Below are 14,930 nucleotides of genomic sequence, written 5' to 3'. Positions count from 1 at the left end.
CGATCACGACTGCAGATCCCACTGCCCGACGGGAGGTGCGACCATTGCCCGAAACCAGCTGTAGTGGTAGTTGGCCGACACCGTATCTCCGGTCGCGATGGCTTCGGTGGCTGCCAGCAACATGCAGTTGAGCACCAGGGCAGTGTCAGCGTCGGGATACTGCGCCAACAGCTGGTAGCGCAGGGTGTCCAGATGTACACGCAACAAGTCGATTTCGGCATCCACGACCCCGGTACCTGCCGAGCCAGCCTTGGCCAGGGTATTCACCATCCGGGGTAGCCCTTCGCGCCAGTGGGTGGCTTCACTGAGCTGCCAGCCGAGATCGCGGACGAGTGGCAGCTCGCGGGGCGTGACCGAGGTTTCGGTGGCGGCGAAGTCACTCGCCCAGCCGAGGCGATCGCCGGGGCGGTAGCTGACCGACTCTGTCGCGCCGCTGAGCATCTCGGTGACTGTGCCGATACGGCGGCCGGGTTCGAGTAGCTGCACCGCGGCCGGCAGCTCGATCCCTGATGGGACCCATCCGTGCGCGATGTCGGTGATCAGTCGAGTGGCGCCGTCGGCGAAGACGCCTATCGCCCAGCGCAGTCCGGGCTCCTGACGCGCGACGAAGGCCAACAGGCGCTGCAATCGCCGGTCGCTGGGTTCGGCGACCGGTGTCTCGGGCGCAGTGGCGACGACGGGTGCCGCAGGAATGATGAGCTCTGCCTCGAATCCCCCTTCGGGGATCAGCGGCTGAAACAGCTCCGGCCACTCCCACGCCGGTGCCACCTCGGGCACCTCCGGTGCCTCCGGTGCCTCCGGCTCGGGCAGGCCCGGGGTAAACGGCGCGGGGTCGGCACCGTTCTCCGGCAGTCGATGCCGGCTCTGCGGGGCGGAAGTTTCGGGAGCCTGCCCCGGTGCGTCGACCGTGCGGGGCGCTTCGGAGGGATCCGCAGGAGCCTGCGCGGCCGGACCCGCAGCCGGTGGCGAAGCGAGACTGACGTACTCCGTGCCGAACTCCAGGGCTTCCTTGTGGAGTTGACGGACCGTCGACTCGACTCGGAGGACAGCGAAAGCCCTGGCCACATTGATGACCCGCGTCTCGGCGGCCTGGCGGGCCGGTCCAGTCAACTCGGACCGGCTGATCACGTGCAGCTTCTCGTTGGCTGAATCCGCTATTCGTTGCAGGTCGGCGTTGAGATAGTCCGCGAGTGGGGCCGTCTCGGGCGTAGTGGTCGCCAGTTCGGCGGGCCACAGGCCACCGAGGACCCAGGAACTGCAGTCGACCGGAGCGCTGAAGGCCGGGATCGCCAGTGATTCCCGCGCAGCGTTCCGGAGACGCTGGCGCGCCGACAGCCGACCGAAGAGTGCCACCGCGCCAGCGTACCGTTGCCGTCTGGGCGCATCTGCCCGAATTCGACTCGGCTCGGCGCGTCGGCCACGGGTTCCTCCACAACCGGTGTGCGCGGTGAATTGTCAGCTCACGTACCGCTCGGTAGCGTGCAGATCGTGGCTGATGTCGGGTCCCCTGGAGCGGGGTGTGCAGCGCAGTTGAGCGAGGTCCTCGCCTTGCTGGAGCGAGCCCGAAATCTGTTCGGCAACACGATCGTTGATCCACCCGCCGACATCGTCCCCGACGCCGATGCGGCCGGAAAATGGGTGCTCTAGCGAGTGCCCTCGGAACCCGAGTGCAGTGTGTGCGCCAGGAGCCGCTCGGTCGCCACGCGAAGATCGTCGGTGGTTGGTACTGCCGCCGAGGGCGTGTGCCCCGACGTGACGAGCTCGCCGCGGATCTCTAACGCCGCCTTGAGAAACGAGACATCCGCGGTCAGGACGATGGCCTCTGCGAGGCGGCGCACATCGGTGCCCATCACCGCTTCGGTCAGCACGACACTGTGTAGATAGCCGCCACGACACGACCGGAACAGCACGTCACCACTGGGATGCGCGGTGTCGAAGTCTGGATTCGGCTCGGTCATCGGGACCCATCGGTGAGGTGCCCGAAGGCCTCACCCGCGTCATCTTCGTGCGTATTCCACGCCGACACCGCCCGATGCAGGTTGTCCGACACCGCAGAATGTTCGCTGGACTGGTCGTCGTAGCAGTTCTTGCGCGCCTCCAGCAATGAACTGGCTGCCTGCCGGAAGTCGTCGTAGATCGGGCCAAGCGAATTCAGTGTCGCCTCAATGGCCTCGTGCGACGACGACACCGTGGACAGGTAGTCCGCGACCGCCTGATGGTTGCCTGCGGCGTTGGTCAGAACGTCGGGGTTGACGTGGATTCTCTCGGGCATGTTCTACCTTCCTGGCTCATCGACGATGCCGGTTAGCGCCGGGTTTTTCAAGGTCAGTAACGCATTGAGGGCCGTCGCCGGCCTGGTCGCGGCCGGCGACGCGGCCACTTCCGGTTCCCGGACGAAGGCCGGCGGGTGCTGCCAACCCAGGAAGCCCGGGCCGTGCAGGTTTGTCACCAGGTGAACCTGTCCGTCGAGCAGCGCCTTGCCGTCACCCACAGCGAGAGCGTGGCGGTCGGTGAAGACTCCGATATCTCCTGGCCGCAGGCTAGCGGCATCGACCGCCGCAACTACTGGCGTTCCCGGCGGAGGCACGTCAATTCCCTGACTCCGGAATGCCTCCACGACTGGACGGCCGTCGGCGACCGCCTGCATCGCCGCAGCAAGCCGCGGGTCAGCCACCGTCGTGGTCTCGCCGTCGGGCAATCGGACGACCACCGGTCCCTGCTCCCCCTCATCCGGCGCCGAATCGTCCCCGCCCGTTCCGCTGCCTTCTGACCCCTCCGACGGATCGACGCCACGGGCGTCCTCGGGCGGGAACTCGTCCTCACCGGGCAGGCCATCGCTACCCGGGCCTGCAGCCAGACCGGTCCACGGAAGGCCTGCCGGCATGGCGGCTGGCAACCCGCCGAAGCCCGGGCCGTCTGAACCCAGGCCCGGCACCATGGGACTCGCGAACTGCGGCAGACGCTGGGCTGCCTCAGGGAACTCCGTCCCCGCGTCGTCCTCGAGTGGCTCCAGGTACGGATCAATCTCGGGCTCCGGGCAGGGCTGCTGGGTGTCCGCACCGGCCGGCGGCGCCTCCTCGGTGGGCTGTTGGCTGTCACTGTCGACCGGAGCCGGGTCGCCGCGCTCGGTGGGCATCGCGTGATAGAGCCCGGTCAGGGCGGCGGCCAGTGCAGCCTTAGATGTGTCGTCGTCGTTGGCCTGCTCGACCGTGGCGATGATCTCGCCCAGTTTGGCGATCAAGAACCTGTGGAATTCGCGCGCTCCTGAGGCGGTGCTCAAGTCCCAGGATGCTGCGGCGGCGGCGATCTCCGTCTCGAGATCGTCGAGCCGCCGGCGACCTTCCGCCGTCGTCTTGTGCGCACTTCTCAGCGCCTCGATGATGCGCCGATCGAACTCCGCCGATGTCGACAGCTGTTGCGCCAGAGCCGATTCGGCTGCCCTCATGGCCCGGGCGGACCTGCCCAGCTGTTGGTCGCCGATCCTCGGATATGCCGAGTACAGGCGGTCGAGGACCTCGTCGTAGCCCGCCGGAGGCAACGGCAACGTCAGGGCTGCCTGGGCTAGGCGCGTCGGCTCGCCCGCACCCGCGACCATGTGGATGCGGTCGATCGCATCAAGCACATCGTCGCGGGTTGCCATCTGCTCAGCCCCATGCCGCTGCGGTGGGCTGACGCTCGGGGGCTGGCCGCTCCATGGCCGGTGACTGTACCGACGCCCGTTGGAGCCGACAATTCACCCGAAATCCCCTTGCGGAGAAGTCGATCACGGCACCGGGCGGCGGATCGCCACGTAGGCGCCCAGGGGGCTGATCTGCACGGTGGCTCCGGCGTGCGGAGCCTCAACCACCCGGTTTCCGCCGATCGCCAGCTGCACGTGTCCCGTGCTGGGGAAGACCAGGTCGCCGGGTCGGACCTGGGAGCGCGGCACCGGTATTCCGTCGTTGATCTGCGTGTAGGTGGTTCGGGACAGGGGCACACCCGCCTGGCGGTAGGCCCACTGGGTCAGTCCGGAGCAGTCGAATCGATCGGGACCGGTGGCGCCCCAGACGTAGGGGCTGCCCAGCCGCGACAGCGCAGCCCGGACGGCCAGGCCGGCGCGAGTATTGGGCAGCTTGCCGTGATCCAGCCCCAGCATCCGGCGCCGGGTCCGCCGGTAACGCAACCGTCGCAGGCCCGCGTGGTGCGCTCGCGCACGGTGACGTGTCGCTGCGATATGGGACTGCTGGGCACGCAGTCGAGCCGCGCGCCGGCGCATGGCCTCCCGATACGCAAGCGGGCTGTCCGCAGCGGCCGCCGCGTCGGCTCGAGCCTCGGCGATCACGCCGTCGGTGCGGGAACGGGCGCGGGCGTGATCGGCGACTGCGGCTGCCACCAGGGCGGTCGCCGCGGCGTCGGTCCGAGCGTTGGCCAACAACAGATCCCGTTGCGCCAGAACCGTCTGCCGATATTGGTCGTGACCCGGCCCGCTATCGAGAATCGCGTTCTGCGTGAGGGTATGGGCGTAGCGAGTCAGGTCTGACGTCAGTGACACCGGCTGCGGGCTGCCCGCCAACAATTCCTTGGCGCGCATCAGTAGCTCCAACTCACCATTGCTCACCGCTATCCCCCTTCGTCGCCACCAGCTGTCCCGAGGGGCCCGTCGGCGAAAGCGCGTACTTGCGCCAGCGCGCCCGGCGGAACAACACCCCTGTTGCGGATGTCCCACATCTCCTCGGCATTGACGCCGAGCAACGCCGCGATCACCGGCTCAGGCAGCGACGAGCGTGTGCATGCCTGGTCGAACCGGGCACTGAGGCTCGCGGGCATCCGCTGCAACAGGTCCTCCCGGATGGCCTCCAGAGACCGCAGGTGGGCCATCAGCCGTCCTGCGTGGTCAGCACCTGCGTTAACGGCAACGCGCCATGAGCTGGCCGCGAGCATCTCCGCCTTCACGCACTGCGCGATCACGGAAAGAATATACGTTTCGTATTCGTCTGATGCTTCCGACGGCAGTCGAGCGATCACCGAACGCAGCGCGTCGAGCTGCGCTTCCGCATATCCCTCAAGCACTTGGGTGTCGCTGTGGCGCTCCACGACGATTGCCCCGGCGGGGCGCGCGGCAACGACCCGAGGCCCGGTCGCAGCGATCAACTGCTCCAGTTCGGCCTCGGCGTCGTCGGCCACCAACAGGCGGGAGTAGGTGCCGGGCGGCAGGCCGAGCCCATTTTCAACCTTCTGAACTGTGCCTTTGTGGGGTTTGCGGGCGCCCCGCTCAAGGTAGCTCAAACCCATGACGCTGATCCCGGTGGCCGCCGCGAGGTCCGCCAACGACCAGTCGCGCGCCTCACGGAGTGCCCGGATGGCCGCGCCCGCCGCTTCGCGGCTCATCGTTGCGCCCCGGCCATGGACGGATCGTACACAGCCCACCCCCGCTCGACTTACATATATGTTTTTATCGCCCTTCTGTTGCGATCTCCCCGTCGTGTGTATACGTTTCTATCTACGTTCTTGGTCCGTCTACAGGAGGTCTTCCCCATGGCACCCCCCTGCACCACAAACCCCGAGCTGTGGTTCGGCTACCCCGACGCCGACGGGGCCGACGGCGCCGCGAAGGCCCGGGCCTATGAACAGTCCGCCACCGCGGCCCGGCTGCAGTGCTTACGCCGCTGCCCGCTCGCCCAGCAACGCCGATGCGCGGCGCTGGCTGTGGAATGCCGCGAGGAATACGGCGTGTGGGCCGGCGTGAAGCTGCCAGGCGGTCAGTACCGCAAGCGCGCCGAGCTGGCCCGCGCCCACGCGGTGCTGCGGGCGATCGCCAGCGGCGAGATCAACACCCGCGAACTACCCGACAATCAGGCGCTGCTGGCCAGCCATGAGAGTCAGGCGCCGGTATTGCCTGCGACGATTTTTCACCTGCCCGGCGGCACTCTCGGTCCCCGCTCAGCGGCCTGACCACGGCATGAGTCGGTAGGATCATGCCGGCGGCGTGACGCGCAGTGCGGAGGTGGACAGTTGAGCAATCTGGAAGCCACCTCGAATGAGTTCGCCTGTGCGGCAACGCCAGCAGATCACATCGAGGTGCTGCAGGCCCGCGATGTTCCACTCGGCGGAGGCCGCGCCCTCCACGTGCGCCGAACCCTGCCCCAGCGGGAGCGCTCGCTCATCGGTGCCTGGTGCTTCCTTGACCACTACGGCCCGCACCACGTGACCGTCGGTGGCGGCATGGACGTACCCCCGCACCCGCACACCGGGCTGCAGACGGCGAGCTGGCTGTTCAGCGGGTTGATCGAGCACCGGGACAGCGGTGGTGTGCACGCCCTGGTGCGCCCCGGAGAGTTGAACCTGATGACCGCCGGCGCCGGCATCTGCCACTCCGAGGTCTCTGTCGACCCGGTGTCGGCACCGGTGCTGCACGGCGTGCAGCTGTGGGTGGCCTTGCCTGATACCGCGCGCAACACCGGGCGCGCCTTCAATCATTTTGTTCCCGAGCCGGTTTCGCTGCCCGGCGCCTCGGCCTTGGTGTTTCTTGGTGAGCTGGCCGGCTACCGCTCCCCCGTCGCGTCATTCACTCCCCTGCTGGGCGCCCAACTCGACCTGGAACCGCGCACCACCCTGGACCTGGACGTCGACCCGGCATTCGAGCACGGTGTGCTGTGCGACCAGGGACCGGTGCTGCTGGGTGGTGCACGCCTGGGGGTGGGCGAGCTGGGCTACCAAGGACCCGGCCACCGCGTCCTTGCGCTGCGCAACACCGGCGACTCCCCCGCCCGGATCCTGGTGCTGGGCGGTGAACCGTTTCGCGAGGAGCTGGTGCTGTGGTGGAACTTCATCGGCCGCAGCCATGAGGAGATCGTCGAGTTCCGCCACCGATGGCAAGAAGGCGACCCGCGCTTCGGCCACGTCGAGGGCTATCGGGGCCGACTGGATCGCCTGCCGGCCCCCACCATGCCCCCGCTACGACTGCGTCCGCGCCGGCCCAGCACCGGGTAACCCGGCGCCTAGCGAATAGTGCCGGCGCCCGGGATCAGCGGGAGGTCCAGGGCCGTAACCCAGCCCGGCGCAAGGTCATTGACCGCCGGCACCGCGTTGAGCGCCCGCATACCGGTGGCCAGGCAGCCCGCCGTCGCGGCGTCACGTCCCGAGCCGTCGGTGAAGTGGAACGCGGTCTCCTGCGAAATGCTGGGGGTGCCCTCGATGTCCACCCGGTAGACGTCGTCGCGCGTGCCCGCGGGCCAATCCGGCGCGGCGTCTTTGCCGATCCGGTTCACATGCTCGAGCTGGATGCGGGTTTCACCCCGATAAACACCGTTGATGGTGAACCGCACCGCCGCGACCTGCCCCGCGGCGATCACCCCCTTGGCGGTGCTGCGGTCGTTCGGGGTCACCCAGGTGTCCCAGGTGGTGGTGATCTCGTCCAATTCGATCCCGGCGGCATGCGCGATCATCGGCACCGTGCCACCCCAGGCGAAGATCAGCACCTCGGGGATCTTGAGCACCGGCTGGAAGTCGGGGTCGCGGCCGATTCCCATCTCGTTCTCGTAGTCACCGGTGTAATTGGTGTAGTCCAACAACTCCGAGGCGCGCACCTTGCGCACCTCGGCGCACACGCCCATCAGGGTCATGGGGAACAGGTCGTTGGCGAAGCCGGGATCGATTCCCGTGGTGAAGCACGATGCTCCGCCGTCCTGGCAGGCCTGGGTGATGGGCGTCAGCAGATCGGGCGGATTGAGCTTGAGGTCAGGCCACACCCATGGCGTCATCGCGGTGGAGCAGACGTCGATGCCGGCCCGCAGGAAGCGTGAGATCAGCGCGATGTTGTCGGCGGCGTGCGCGGCGGTGGGGCCGTAGTGCACCAAGGCGTCGGGGGCCAGCGCGATCAGGGCGTCGACGTCGTCGGTGGCGGTGATGCCCACCGGGGCGATTCCGCAGATCTCGCCGGCGTCGCGGCCCACCTTGTCCGGGTCGCTGACGCCCACACCCACCAGCTCGAACAGCGGATGTTTGACGATCTCGGGTATGACGAGCTTGCCGACAAATCCGGTGCCCCATACCACAATTCGCTTCGTCAACTCCGGTCCTTTCGTTGTTCGACGCGCCTCGAAGATCAGGGGGTGAGCAAGACCTTCACCACGTCACCGGAGCGCGCGGCCACCGCACGGTAGGCCGCGGGCGCGTCGTCCAGCGCCATCTCGGTGGTGAAGATCCCGTCCACCGACAGTCGCCCGGACTGCAACAGCGGAACCAGCGTCGGCCAGGTCTGCTGCACCGGTGCGGTGGTCATCCGCAGGGTGACGCTGCGCAGCAGGGCCGGCAGTGCCGGAAACGGGAAGGGCTGGAGGTCATGGACGCCCACCACCGACACCGTGCCACCGGCGCGCACCGCGGTCAGCGCGTCAGACATCGTGGTGTCGGAGCCCACGGCGTCGATCACCGCGTCCACGCCCACCCCGTCGCTCAGTTCCATGGCCGCCGCGGTGGTGGGCGGCGTGGCCGGAGTCACGCCCATCAGGGCGGCCCGGTCCCGGCGCTGGCGTACCGGATCGATACCCAGAACGGTTGCGGCACCCAGGAATAGGGCGCTGCGCGCCGCGCATAGTCCCACCGCGCCCAACCCGATCACCGCTACCGTGCCGCCGACGGGGATATCGGCACGCAGCGCCGCCGCCCAGCCGGTGGCGAGATTGTCGGTGAGCAGCAGGGCTTCGGCGTCCAGGATGCCCTCGGGGATACGCGCCAGCTGGAAGTCGGCGCCCGGCACGGCGAGCAGCTCTGATTGCGCACCACCCAGCAGGCCCGATCCGAAGATCTGTGGGCCGGAATGGCACCGGATGGGGTCGAGGGTGCCGCACCCTGCGCAGTGCCCGCAACCCGCGACCGAGGACACCATGACTCGGTCGCCGACGCGCACCGAACGGACCTCGGAGCCGACCTCGACGACGGTGCCGATCGCTTCATGACCCAGCGCCACCGGGTCGAAGATCGGGTATTCGCCTTCATAGAAGTGCAGGTCGGAGCCGCAGATCGCGGACGCGGTCACCTCCACGACGGCGCCGTCGGCACCGGGCAGCTGCGGGTCGGGGCGGGTGTCGACCCGGACCGAGCCGGGTCCATCGATCACCACACTGCGCATTGCCTATCCTCCAGATCCCTCAGCGAGCGCCTGTACTTTGCCGAGCACGTCGGGGTACCTCTTCAGGTGCGCGCCGCCGTTGACGTCGAATGCCGCTCCCGTGATCCAGCTGGCGCGTTCGGAGGTCAGAAACTCCACCGTCGCGGCGATGTCGTCGGGGACCCCCGAGCGTCCCAGTGGGGTGTTTTCGAGGTACTCGTCGGTGAGGCCCGGCACCATGGCCAGGCCCGCGACCAGGGGAGTGTCCACCAGGCCGGGGGAGACGGCGTTGACCCGGATGCCGCGGGGCCCCAGTTCCAGGGCGGCCACCTGGACCAGCATCAGCACCCCGGCTTTGGCGCTGCAGTATGCGGCCATCGTGGTGCCGGGCTGGCGCCCGTTGAGGGAGGAGATCGCCACCACGCTGCCGCCGTCTTCGAGGGTGCGGGCCGCATGTTTGATCACCAGCATGGTGCCGGTGAGGCAGACGTCGAGGGTGGTCTGCCAGCCGGACAGTTCGATGTCGGCAATGGGGCCGATGATCGACAGGCCGGCGCAGCTGACCGCGGTCCGTACCGGCCCACGTTCGCGGGCGGCCGCGAAAGCCGCTGCGACGCTGGCCTCGTCGGTCACGTCTGCGGCCACGGCGCTGGCCGCGTCACCGATCTCTGCAGCCCGCGCCCGTGCGGCCTCTTCGTTGACGTCGGCGATCACCACGTGATCCCCCCGCGCGACCAGGGCCTGCGCGGTGGCCAAGCCGATCCCGGACGCACCGCCGACGATCAAGGACACGGGCTTGGGGGCTGGCATGGTCACACTCCCGTTGTGGTGGTGGTTCGGTAGCTGCGCTCCCGGTCGGGACGCACCCACAGGGCGTCTGCTCCGACGTCGGTGCCGTGGGCCGCCAGCACCCGCTTGAGCACCTTGTTGGTGGCGGTCGCGGGCAGTTGAGCGGTCAGCCGGACATAGCGGGGCCAGGCCTTGGGGGAGAGGTCTTCTTGGGCGGCAAGGAATTCGGCGAAGTGGGCTTCGGTCAGTTGGGCGTCGTCACGCAGCACCAGCGCGGCCATCACCTGATCACCGACGCGGCCCGCGTCGGGCACCGCATACACCGCAGCCTGGTTGATATCGGGATGGCGCATCAGGATCCGCTCAACCGGCGCAGCCGCCAGGTTCTCTCCGTCCACCCGCATCCAGTCGGCGGTACGCCCGGCCAGGTAGATCCAGCCGTCGGCGTCGGCGTAGGCCAAGTCGCCCGACCAGTACATGCCGTCACGCATGCGCTCGGCGGTGGCGTGGGCGTTGTTGTAGTAGCCCGAGAAGAAGCCGGATCCGGCGGTGTTGACCAACTCGCCGATAGCCTCGTCGGCGTTGATCAGCAGCCCATGTTCGTCGAAAGCCGCGGGCGGGCAGGGGGTTTTCGTGTCGCTGTTGTAGATGGCGACGCCGGGGAAGCCACGGCCCACCGACCCGGGCGGGGTGCCTTCATCACGGGTGATGGTCACGGCGTTCTCGGTGGAGCCGAAAGCATCCACCACGTGCACACCGAACCGGCGGGCGAACTCACCGATGTCGCGCTCGGAGGCCTCGTTGCCGAAGGCCACCCGCAGGGAATTGTCGGCGTCATCGGGCTGCTCGGGATGGGCGAGCAGGTAGGCGAACGGCTTACCGACGTAGTTCATATAGGTGCCACCGTAGGCGCGGATGTCGGCCAGGAACCCCGAAGCCGAGAACTTCGCCGGGGCCATGGCCGCGCCGGCGGCCACCGCGGGGCCGAATCCGGCGGCGATCGCGTTGGAGTGAAACAGCGGCATGGACAGATAGACGACGTCGTCAGCGCCCAGGCCGAATCGCTCGGTGAGATTCATGCCCGCCACCAACACCATGAAGTGGCTGACCAGAACCGCTTTCGGGTCGCCACTGGTACCGGAGGTGAAGATCAGCATGAACGGGTCCAGCGGCGCGACGCGGCGGTGCGGCTGGAGTTCCCCGGCGTCGGCGCACTCCGCCGCCCAGGACGGGTCATCGACGTCGATGACGGTGATTTCGGGAAGTTCGAGGCCCTGCAGCAGGGCCCGGTGTGCGGCATCCACGAGCAGGATCTGCACGTCTGCGGTGCGCAGGTCACCGGCGAGCGCGGAGCCGCGCCGAGTGTCGTTGACCCCGCACAGGACGTAGCCGCCCAGACCGGCGGCGGCGATCGCGGTGAGCATCGCGGGGGTGTTGCCCAGCAGCGCGCCGACGTGCAGCGGCCGGCCGGAATCGGCGCGGGCGATCAGTGCCGCACCGTGTCGGGAGGCGCGATCGAGGTACTGCCGCCAGGTCCAGCGGATCTGGTGACCGTCGGGGTGGTTGTAGAGCACGGCCAGGCCCGGATGGTCGGCGCGTTCGGCGAGCAGCTGCTGCATCGTCTCGGCCACCGCGACCTCCTGCCCCGTGGGTCTACACGACGCGACGCAATAGTACACAGATCGGTGAATGTGTCTACTGTGTTGTTACGCTTACCGCCCAGGAGGTGGGCCATGAACGTCGCGTCAACGTCGCCCGCGTCCGCATCGACCACCGACCGGCTCCTCGATGCCACCGAGAAACTCTTGGCCGACAAGGGGATTCGGGCCACAACAATGATCGACGTCGCCCAGGCTGCGGGGGTGTCGCGGGCGTGGCTGTACCGAAACTTCCCCGACAAGCCGACGCTGGTGGGCGCCGCGCTGATGCGGCTCATCGAGACCAGCTGGGCTCAGGCGGGCGCCGAGCTGGCCACGCTCACCGGCTTCGAGGAGCAGCTGGTGGCCGGGGTGCAGATAGGCCGCCGCGCCTATGACGATCCCGGCACCCTATTGATGCGGCTGCGCCTTGCCGAACCCGAGGAGTTCACCGCCTGCGCCGGGGCCGGGGTCCGCGGCCTGGTACCCGACCTCGCGGCCTTCTGGCATCCGTTCGTCGCTGCCGCCGCGGAGGCCGGCGACATCCACCCCGACACCGACCTGCCCGAGGCCAGCGAGTGGATCGCACGGGTGATGATCAGCCTGGGCAGCGTCCCGGGCAATCACATGGACCCCGATGATCCGGCGGCCGTGCGGACGCATCTGCGCCGCTACGTGCTGCCCGGATTGCGGCAGGCGCCCTGAGCGCCCTCAGCCCGAGCGGCGCGGCGCGTTCCAGTGGATCTCGATGTTGTCGGGGTCGGGCTCTGGGGCGTCCAGCTCGTCGGTGACCCGGACCCCGAGCCGGCGCTGGGTGGCCGCGTCGACGAAGCTCAGCGGCGGCTTTCCGTCCTGCAGGTACTTGTCGCCCCACTGGGTCAAAGCCAGCAGCACGGGTAACAAGTCCTCGCCGGCGGGCGTCAATCGATATTCGTCTCGAGCCCGCTGTCCGGCCTCCTGGTAGGGGACCCGCGTGACGATTCCGGCGGCCTCAAGCTGCTTGAGCGCCCGCGACACCGCGGGCGCCGAGGCCCCGATGCGCGCCATGAAGTCCTCGAAGCGGCTGGTTCCGTAAAAGCATTCGCGCACAACGAGAAAGGCCGTCTTGGTGCTCAAGACATCGAGCAGCCGGGCCACCGAACACGCATCGCCGGTGGACCAGCGCGTTCTGTCGCGCAACCGGGGTTCGAACTCCATGTGGTCCAGCTTACGTGACTAACACTTGCGTTATCCAGCATCCCGTGCTTTGCTCTTACTAACGAAGTCGTTAGTCAGCGAGAGAGGATCCGGAGATGGTTGCAGTACAGGGAAAGGTCGCGGTGGTCACCGGCGGACGGCGCGGACTGGGCGCGGCCCTGGTCGACGAACTCTTGGCGCGCGGAGCCAGCAAGGTCTACTCGACCGCACGCACCACCTTTACCGACGAGCGCCCGCAGGTGGTGCCCGTGGCGCTGGAGGTCGGGTCGCCCGAGTCGGTGACGGCCCTGGCCGAGGCGGCCGGCGACGCCGAGCTGGTGTTCAACAACGCGGGCGTGCTGCTGCCGGATGCCCTGCTGACCGGCTCCTTCGACCGGATCACCGAAACCTTCGACGTCAACGTCTTCGGGCCGCTGCGCCTGGCTCGGGCGTTCGCGCCGATCCTGGCGGCCAACGGGGGAGGGGCGCTGGTCAACATGCACTCGGTGCTGTCCTGGATGGCCGGCTCCGGCGCTTACGGTGCATCCAAGGCCGCCGCCTGGTCGGTGACCAACTCGCTGCGCGCCGAGCTGGCGGCGCAGCACACGCAGGTGGTCGGCGTGCACGCCGGATTCATCGACACCGACATGGTCGCCGACATGTCCGGCCCCAAGGTGACACCGGCTGCGGTAGCCCAGAGCATCCTGGACGGCGTGGAGTCCGGCGCCGCCGAGGTGCTGGCCGACGACATCAGCGTGAGCGTCAAAGCCGCGCTGTCCGGCCCGGTCGAGAACCTGCACTTCGCCCTGTCGCACTGATCCGGACTAAGGAGCACTGAACTGCCATGCCACTGTGGACCATTCATCACACCCCCGGGATCTTCAGCACGCAAGACAAGCGCGCGCTGGCGGCCCGCATCACCGACCACTATGAGAAGGCCGGGCTACCCCGCTTCTATGTGGTCACCCTGTTCCACGAGACCCCACCGGAGGACTTCTACGTCGGTGGCGAGCCGACCGAGGTCGGGGTGCGCGTGGTGATCGATCACATCGCCCGGCATGCCGCCGACAGCCAGAACCGCCGACGGATCACCGAATGGATCAACCAGATCCTTTCTCCGACGCTGGATCAGCACCCCGGCCTGCACTGGGAGTTCCACGTCGACGAGACCAGCGAGGAACTGTGGGTGATCAACGGCCTGGTGCCGCCCCCGGGAGGATCGGACGCCGAGAAGCGGTGGGCCCAGGAGAACGTGGCGACGGCCTACTGAAGACGGGCGCTCATCGGTACCGCGCCACCAGCGCGGTACCGATGGCGGCCAGGTGATCACGCACGCCCGGGGGACCCGTCACCTCGACCCATTCGATGAGCCCGGCGAGTTGGCCGGCCACGGCGTACTCATTGTGGGCCCGGATCACCACCTCGATCCGGCCGTCGGGCGTGGCACCGCCCACCTCCAAGCGGCCCCCGAGCATGGCCCGCAGCAGACCGATCCCGTCGGGGGCGCACAGCGCCTGGGCCTCCAGCGGGGTGCGCTTGCGGTCGACCTCGTCGGCGATCTCCCGCCAACTCTGCGCAAGATCGAAACCCTGGGGCCGGCGTACAGGCTCCTCGGTCAACGCGAGAGACGACACCCGATCGATCCGGAAGGTCCGCCGGCCCACCTCCGTTTCCGCCACCAGGTACCAGGTCGGACCCTTGGCGACGATGCCCAGCGGGTGGACGGTCCGCTCGGTCACGGCGCCTTTGCTGTCGACGTAGCCGAGCCAGACCTGCACCCCGCTGATCACCGCCTCCTGCAGCGCGTCGAGGAAACGTGGTGGAGGCGGCGCGGCCTGACTGGCACCCCAGAGTCGCGGATCTACGACCACTGAGGTCGCGGCGGCCTCGGCCTGTGCCCGGAAGGGCTCGGGCAACGCGCGTACGAGCTTGCGCAGGGCGGCCTTGACGTCCGGCGTGGCCGTGGACGCCGGCCCGGCCACGAGAAACAGGGCGCGAGCCTCGCTTGCGGTCAGCCCCGTCAGGTCGGTGCGCGCGCCGCCCACCAAGCGCCACCCGCCCCCGCGGCCCTGCGTCGAGTACACCGGAATCCCGGCGACACTGAGCGCTTCGAGGTCGCGGCGGGCGGTGCGCTCGGATACCTCGAGCTCGCGGGCTACCTCGGCGGCGGTCACCTGCTTGCGCTGCTGCAGCAGCAGAAGGGTGGCCACCAGCCGGTCAGCTCGCACCCCAGCAGATTC

General features: G+C 68.5%; 18 protein-coding genes. 6 read left to right on the top strand and 12 right to left on the bottom strand.

Features of this window, described 5'->3' with window-relative positions; translation table 11 throughout:
* Positions 1–3: 3 nt before the first annotated feature.
* Entirely contained in the window at positions 4–1,353 is a 1,350-nt protein-coding gene (locus tag G6N09_RS08855; protein WP_083026308.1) for a DUF5631 domain-containing protein, read from the bottom strand.
* Positions 1,354–1,488: 135 nt separating this feature from the next.
* On the opposite strand from G6N09_RS08855, the gene G6N09_RS19510 reads away from it, so the two are divergent.
* Positions 1,489–1,647, top strand: coding sequence for a hypothetical protein (locus G6N09_RS19510; protein ID WP_165756591.1), 159 nt, complete (start codon positions 1,489–1,491; stop codon positions 1,645–1,647).
* On the opposite strand, the gene G6N09_RS08850 is transcribed toward G6N09_RS19510, so the two are convergent.
* The 5 genes from G6N09_RS08850 to G6N09_RS08830 all read right to left on the bottom strand — a co-directional run bounded on the left by G6N09_RS08850 (position 1,644) and on the right by G6N09_RS08830 (position 5,367).
* On the bottom strand, positions 1,644–1,958 hold the full coding sequence (locus G6N09_RS08850; protein ID WP_083026305.1) for a DUF2694 family protein: 315 nt from the start codon (positions 1,956–1,958) through the stop codon (positions 1,644–1,646). The two genes, G6N09_RS19510 and G6N09_RS08850, sit on opposite strands and share 4 nt — an antisense overlap.
* Positions 1,955–2,272, bottom strand: coding sequence for a type VII secretion target (locus tag G6N09_RS08845; protein WP_083026303.1), 318 nt, complete (start codon positions 2,270–2,272; stop codon positions 1,955–1,957). The genes G6N09_RS08850 and G6N09_RS08845 overlap by 4 nt, the downstream gene beginning before the upstream one ends.
* A gap of 3 nt (positions 2,273–2,275) precedes the next feature.
* Positions 2,276–3,640, bottom strand: a complete 1,365-nt coding sequence (locus tag G6N09_RS08840) for a DUF4226 domain-containing protein (RefSeq protein ID WP_083026301.1) — start codon at positions 3,638–3,640, stop codon at positions 2,276–2,278.
* A gap of 123 nt (positions 3,641–3,763) precedes the next feature.
* Positions 3,764–4,597 (bottom strand): C40 family peptidase, encoded by an 834-nt coding sequence (locus tag G6N09_RS08835; RefSeq protein WP_083026299.1) that lies wholly within the window; start codon positions 4,595–4,597, stop codon positions 3,764–3,766.
* 2 nt (positions 4,598–4,599) lie between these two features.
* Positions 4,600–5,367 (bottom strand): helix-turn-helix domain-containing protein, encoded by a 768-nt coding sequence (locus G6N09_RS08830; protein ID WP_083026297.1) that lies wholly within the window; start codon positions 5,365–5,367, stop codon positions 4,600–4,602.
* 147 nt (positions 5,368–5,514) lie between these two features.
* Between G6N09_RS08830 and G6N09_RS08825 the strand changes: the two genes are divergently transcribed.
* Positions 5,515–5,931, top strand: a complete 417-nt coding sequence (locus G6N09_RS08825; RefSeq protein ID WP_083026295.1) for a WhiB family transcriptional regulator — start codon at positions 5,515–5,517, stop codon at positions 5,929–5,931.
* Between the two features lie 60 nt (positions 5,932–5,991).
* Positions 5,992–6,969, top strand: coding sequence for a pirin family protein (locus G6N09_RS08820; RefSeq protein WP_083026293.1), 978 nt, complete (start codon positions 5,992–5,994; stop codon positions 6,967–6,969).
* A gap of 8 nt (positions 6,970–6,977) precedes the next feature.
* On the opposite strand, the gene G6N09_RS08815 is transcribed toward G6N09_RS08820, so the two are convergent.
* Genes G6N09_RS08815 through fadD1 form a run of 4 tightly spaced genes read right to left on the bottom strand, consistent with a single transcriptional unit; the run spans position 6,978 to position 11,496 of the window.
* On the bottom strand, positions 6,978–8,048 hold the full coding sequence (locus G6N09_RS08815) for an NAD(P)H-dependent amine dehydrogenase family protein (RefSeq protein ID WP_179959886.1): 1,071 nt from the start codon (positions 8,046–8,048) through the stop codon (positions 6,978–6,980).
* Between the two features lie 35 nt (positions 8,049–8,083).
* Positions 8,084–9,109, bottom strand: coding sequence for an alcohol dehydrogenase catalytic domain-containing protein (locus G6N09_RS08810; RefSeq protein ID WP_083026289.1), 1,026 nt, complete (start codon positions 9,107–9,109; stop codon positions 8,084–8,086).
* A 3-nt stretch (positions 9,110–9,112) separates the two neighbouring features.
* A complete protein-coding gene (locus G6N09_RS08805) occupies positions 9,113–9,898 on the bottom strand; it encodes an SDR family NAD(P)-dependent oxidoreductase (RefSeq protein WP_179959885.1) in 786 nt (261 codons plus the stop codon).
* A gap of 2 nt (positions 9,899–9,900) precedes the next feature.
* A complete protein-coding gene (fadD1, locus tag G6N09_RS08800; RefSeq protein WP_163752887.1) occupies positions 9,901–11,496 on the bottom strand; it encodes a fatty-acid--CoA ligase FadD1 in 1,596 nt (531 codons plus the stop codon).
* Positions 11,497–11,610: 114 nt separating this feature from the next.
* Between fadD1 and G6N09_RS08795 the strand changes: the two genes are divergently transcribed.
* Complete coding sequence (locus tag G6N09_RS08795; protein ID WP_083026285.1) at positions 11,611–12,219, top strand: TetR/AcrR family transcriptional regulator; 609 nt, start codon at positions 11,611–11,613, stop codon at positions 12,217–12,219.
* A 6-nt stretch (positions 12,220–12,225) separates the two neighbouring features.
* Here the strand turns inward: G6N09_RS08795 and G6N09_RS08790 are convergent, their stop codons facing one another.
* Positions 12,226–12,711 (bottom strand): winged helix-turn-helix transcriptional regulator, encoded by a 486-nt coding sequence (locus G6N09_RS08790; RefSeq protein WP_083026282.1) that lies wholly within the window; start codon positions 12,709–12,711, stop codon positions 12,226–12,228.
* 95 nt (positions 12,712–12,806) lie between these two features.
* On the opposite strand from G6N09_RS08790, the gene G6N09_RS08785 reads away from it, so the two are divergent.
* Both G6N09_RS08785 and G6N09_RS08780 read left to right on the top strand, forming a co-directional pair.
* Positions 12,807–13,508, top strand: a complete 702-nt coding sequence (locus G6N09_RS08785) for an SDR family oxidoreductase (RefSeq protein WP_083026280.1) — start codon at positions 12,807–12,809, stop codon at positions 13,506–13,508.
* A gap of 26 nt (positions 13,509–13,534) precedes the next feature.
* Positions 13,535–13,960 carry a tautomerase family protein gene (locus tag G6N09_RS08780; protein ID WP_083026277.1) on the top strand — a complete coding sequence of 142 codons (426 nt, stop codon included), beginning with the start codon at positions 13,535–13,537 and terminating at the stop codon, positions 13,958–13,960.
* A gap of 10 nt (positions 13,961–13,970) precedes the next feature.
* Here G6N09_RS08780 and G6N09_RS08775 read toward each other — a convergent pair whose 3' ends face one another.
* Positions 13,971–14,918 (bottom strand): helix-turn-helix transcriptional regulator, encoded by a 948-nt coding sequence (locus tag G6N09_RS08775; protein WP_083026275.1) that lies wholly within the window; start codon positions 14,916–14,918, stop codon positions 13,971–13,973.
* Between the last annotated feature and the right edge of the window lie 12 nt (positions 14,919–14,930).

This window comes from Mycolicibacter minnesotensis (assembly GCF_010731755.1).
Taxonomy (GTDB): Bacteria; Actinomycetota; Actinomycetes; order Mycobacteriales; family Mycobacteriaceae; genus Mycobacterium; species Mycobacterium minnesotense.
This window is presented reverse-complemented; position numbering and strand designations above follow the sequence as displayed.

Coding starts and splice junctions, on each gene's coding strand:
- G6N09_RS08810 (WP_083026289.1), bottom strand. CDS start 9,109: ATGCGCAGTGTGGTGATCGATGGACCCGGCTCGGTCCGGGTCGACACC.
- G6N09_RS08790 (WP_083026282.1), bottom strand. CDS start 12,711: ATGGAGTTCGAACCCCGGTTGCGCGACAGAACGCGCTGGTCCACCGGC.
- G6N09_RS08840 (WP_083026301.1), bottom strand. CDS start 3,640: ATGGCAACCCGCGACGATGTGCTTGATGCGATCGACCGCATCCACATG.
- G6N09_RS08785 (WP_083026280.1), top strand. CDS start 12,807: ATGGTTGCAGTACAGGGAAAGGTCGCGGTGGTCACCGGCGGACGGCGC.
- G6N09_RS08795 (WP_083026285.1), top strand. CDS start 11,611: ATGAACGTCGCGTCAACGTCGCCCGCGTCCGCATCGACCACCGACCGG.
- fadD1 (WP_163752887.1), bottom strand. CDS start 11,496: ATGCAGCAGCTGCTCGCCGAACGCGCCGACCATCCGGGCCTGGCCGTG.
- G6N09_RS08830 (WP_083026297.1), bottom strand. CDS start 5,367: ATGAGCCGCGAAGCGGCGGGCGCGGCCATCCGGGCACTCCGTGAGGCG.
- G6N09_RS08850 (WP_083026305.1), bottom strand. CDS start 1,958: ATGACCGAGCCGAATCCAGACTTCGACACCGCGCATCCCAGTGGTGAC.
- G6N09_RS08825 (WP_083026295.1), top strand. CDS start 5,515: ATGGCACCCCCCTGCACCACAAACCCCGAGCTGTGGTTCGGCTACCCC.
- G6N09_RS08780 (WP_083026277.1), top strand. CDS start 13,535: ATGCCACTGTGGACCATTCATCACACCCCCGGGATCTTCAGCACGCAA.
- G6N09_RS08845 (WP_083026303.1), bottom strand. CDS start 2,272: ATGCCCGAGAGAATCCACGTCAACCCCGACGTTCTGACCAACGCCGCA.
- G6N09_RS08805 (WP_179959885.1), bottom strand. CDS start 9,898: ATGCCAGCCCCCAAGCCCGTGTCCTTGATCGTCGGCGGTGCGTCCGGG.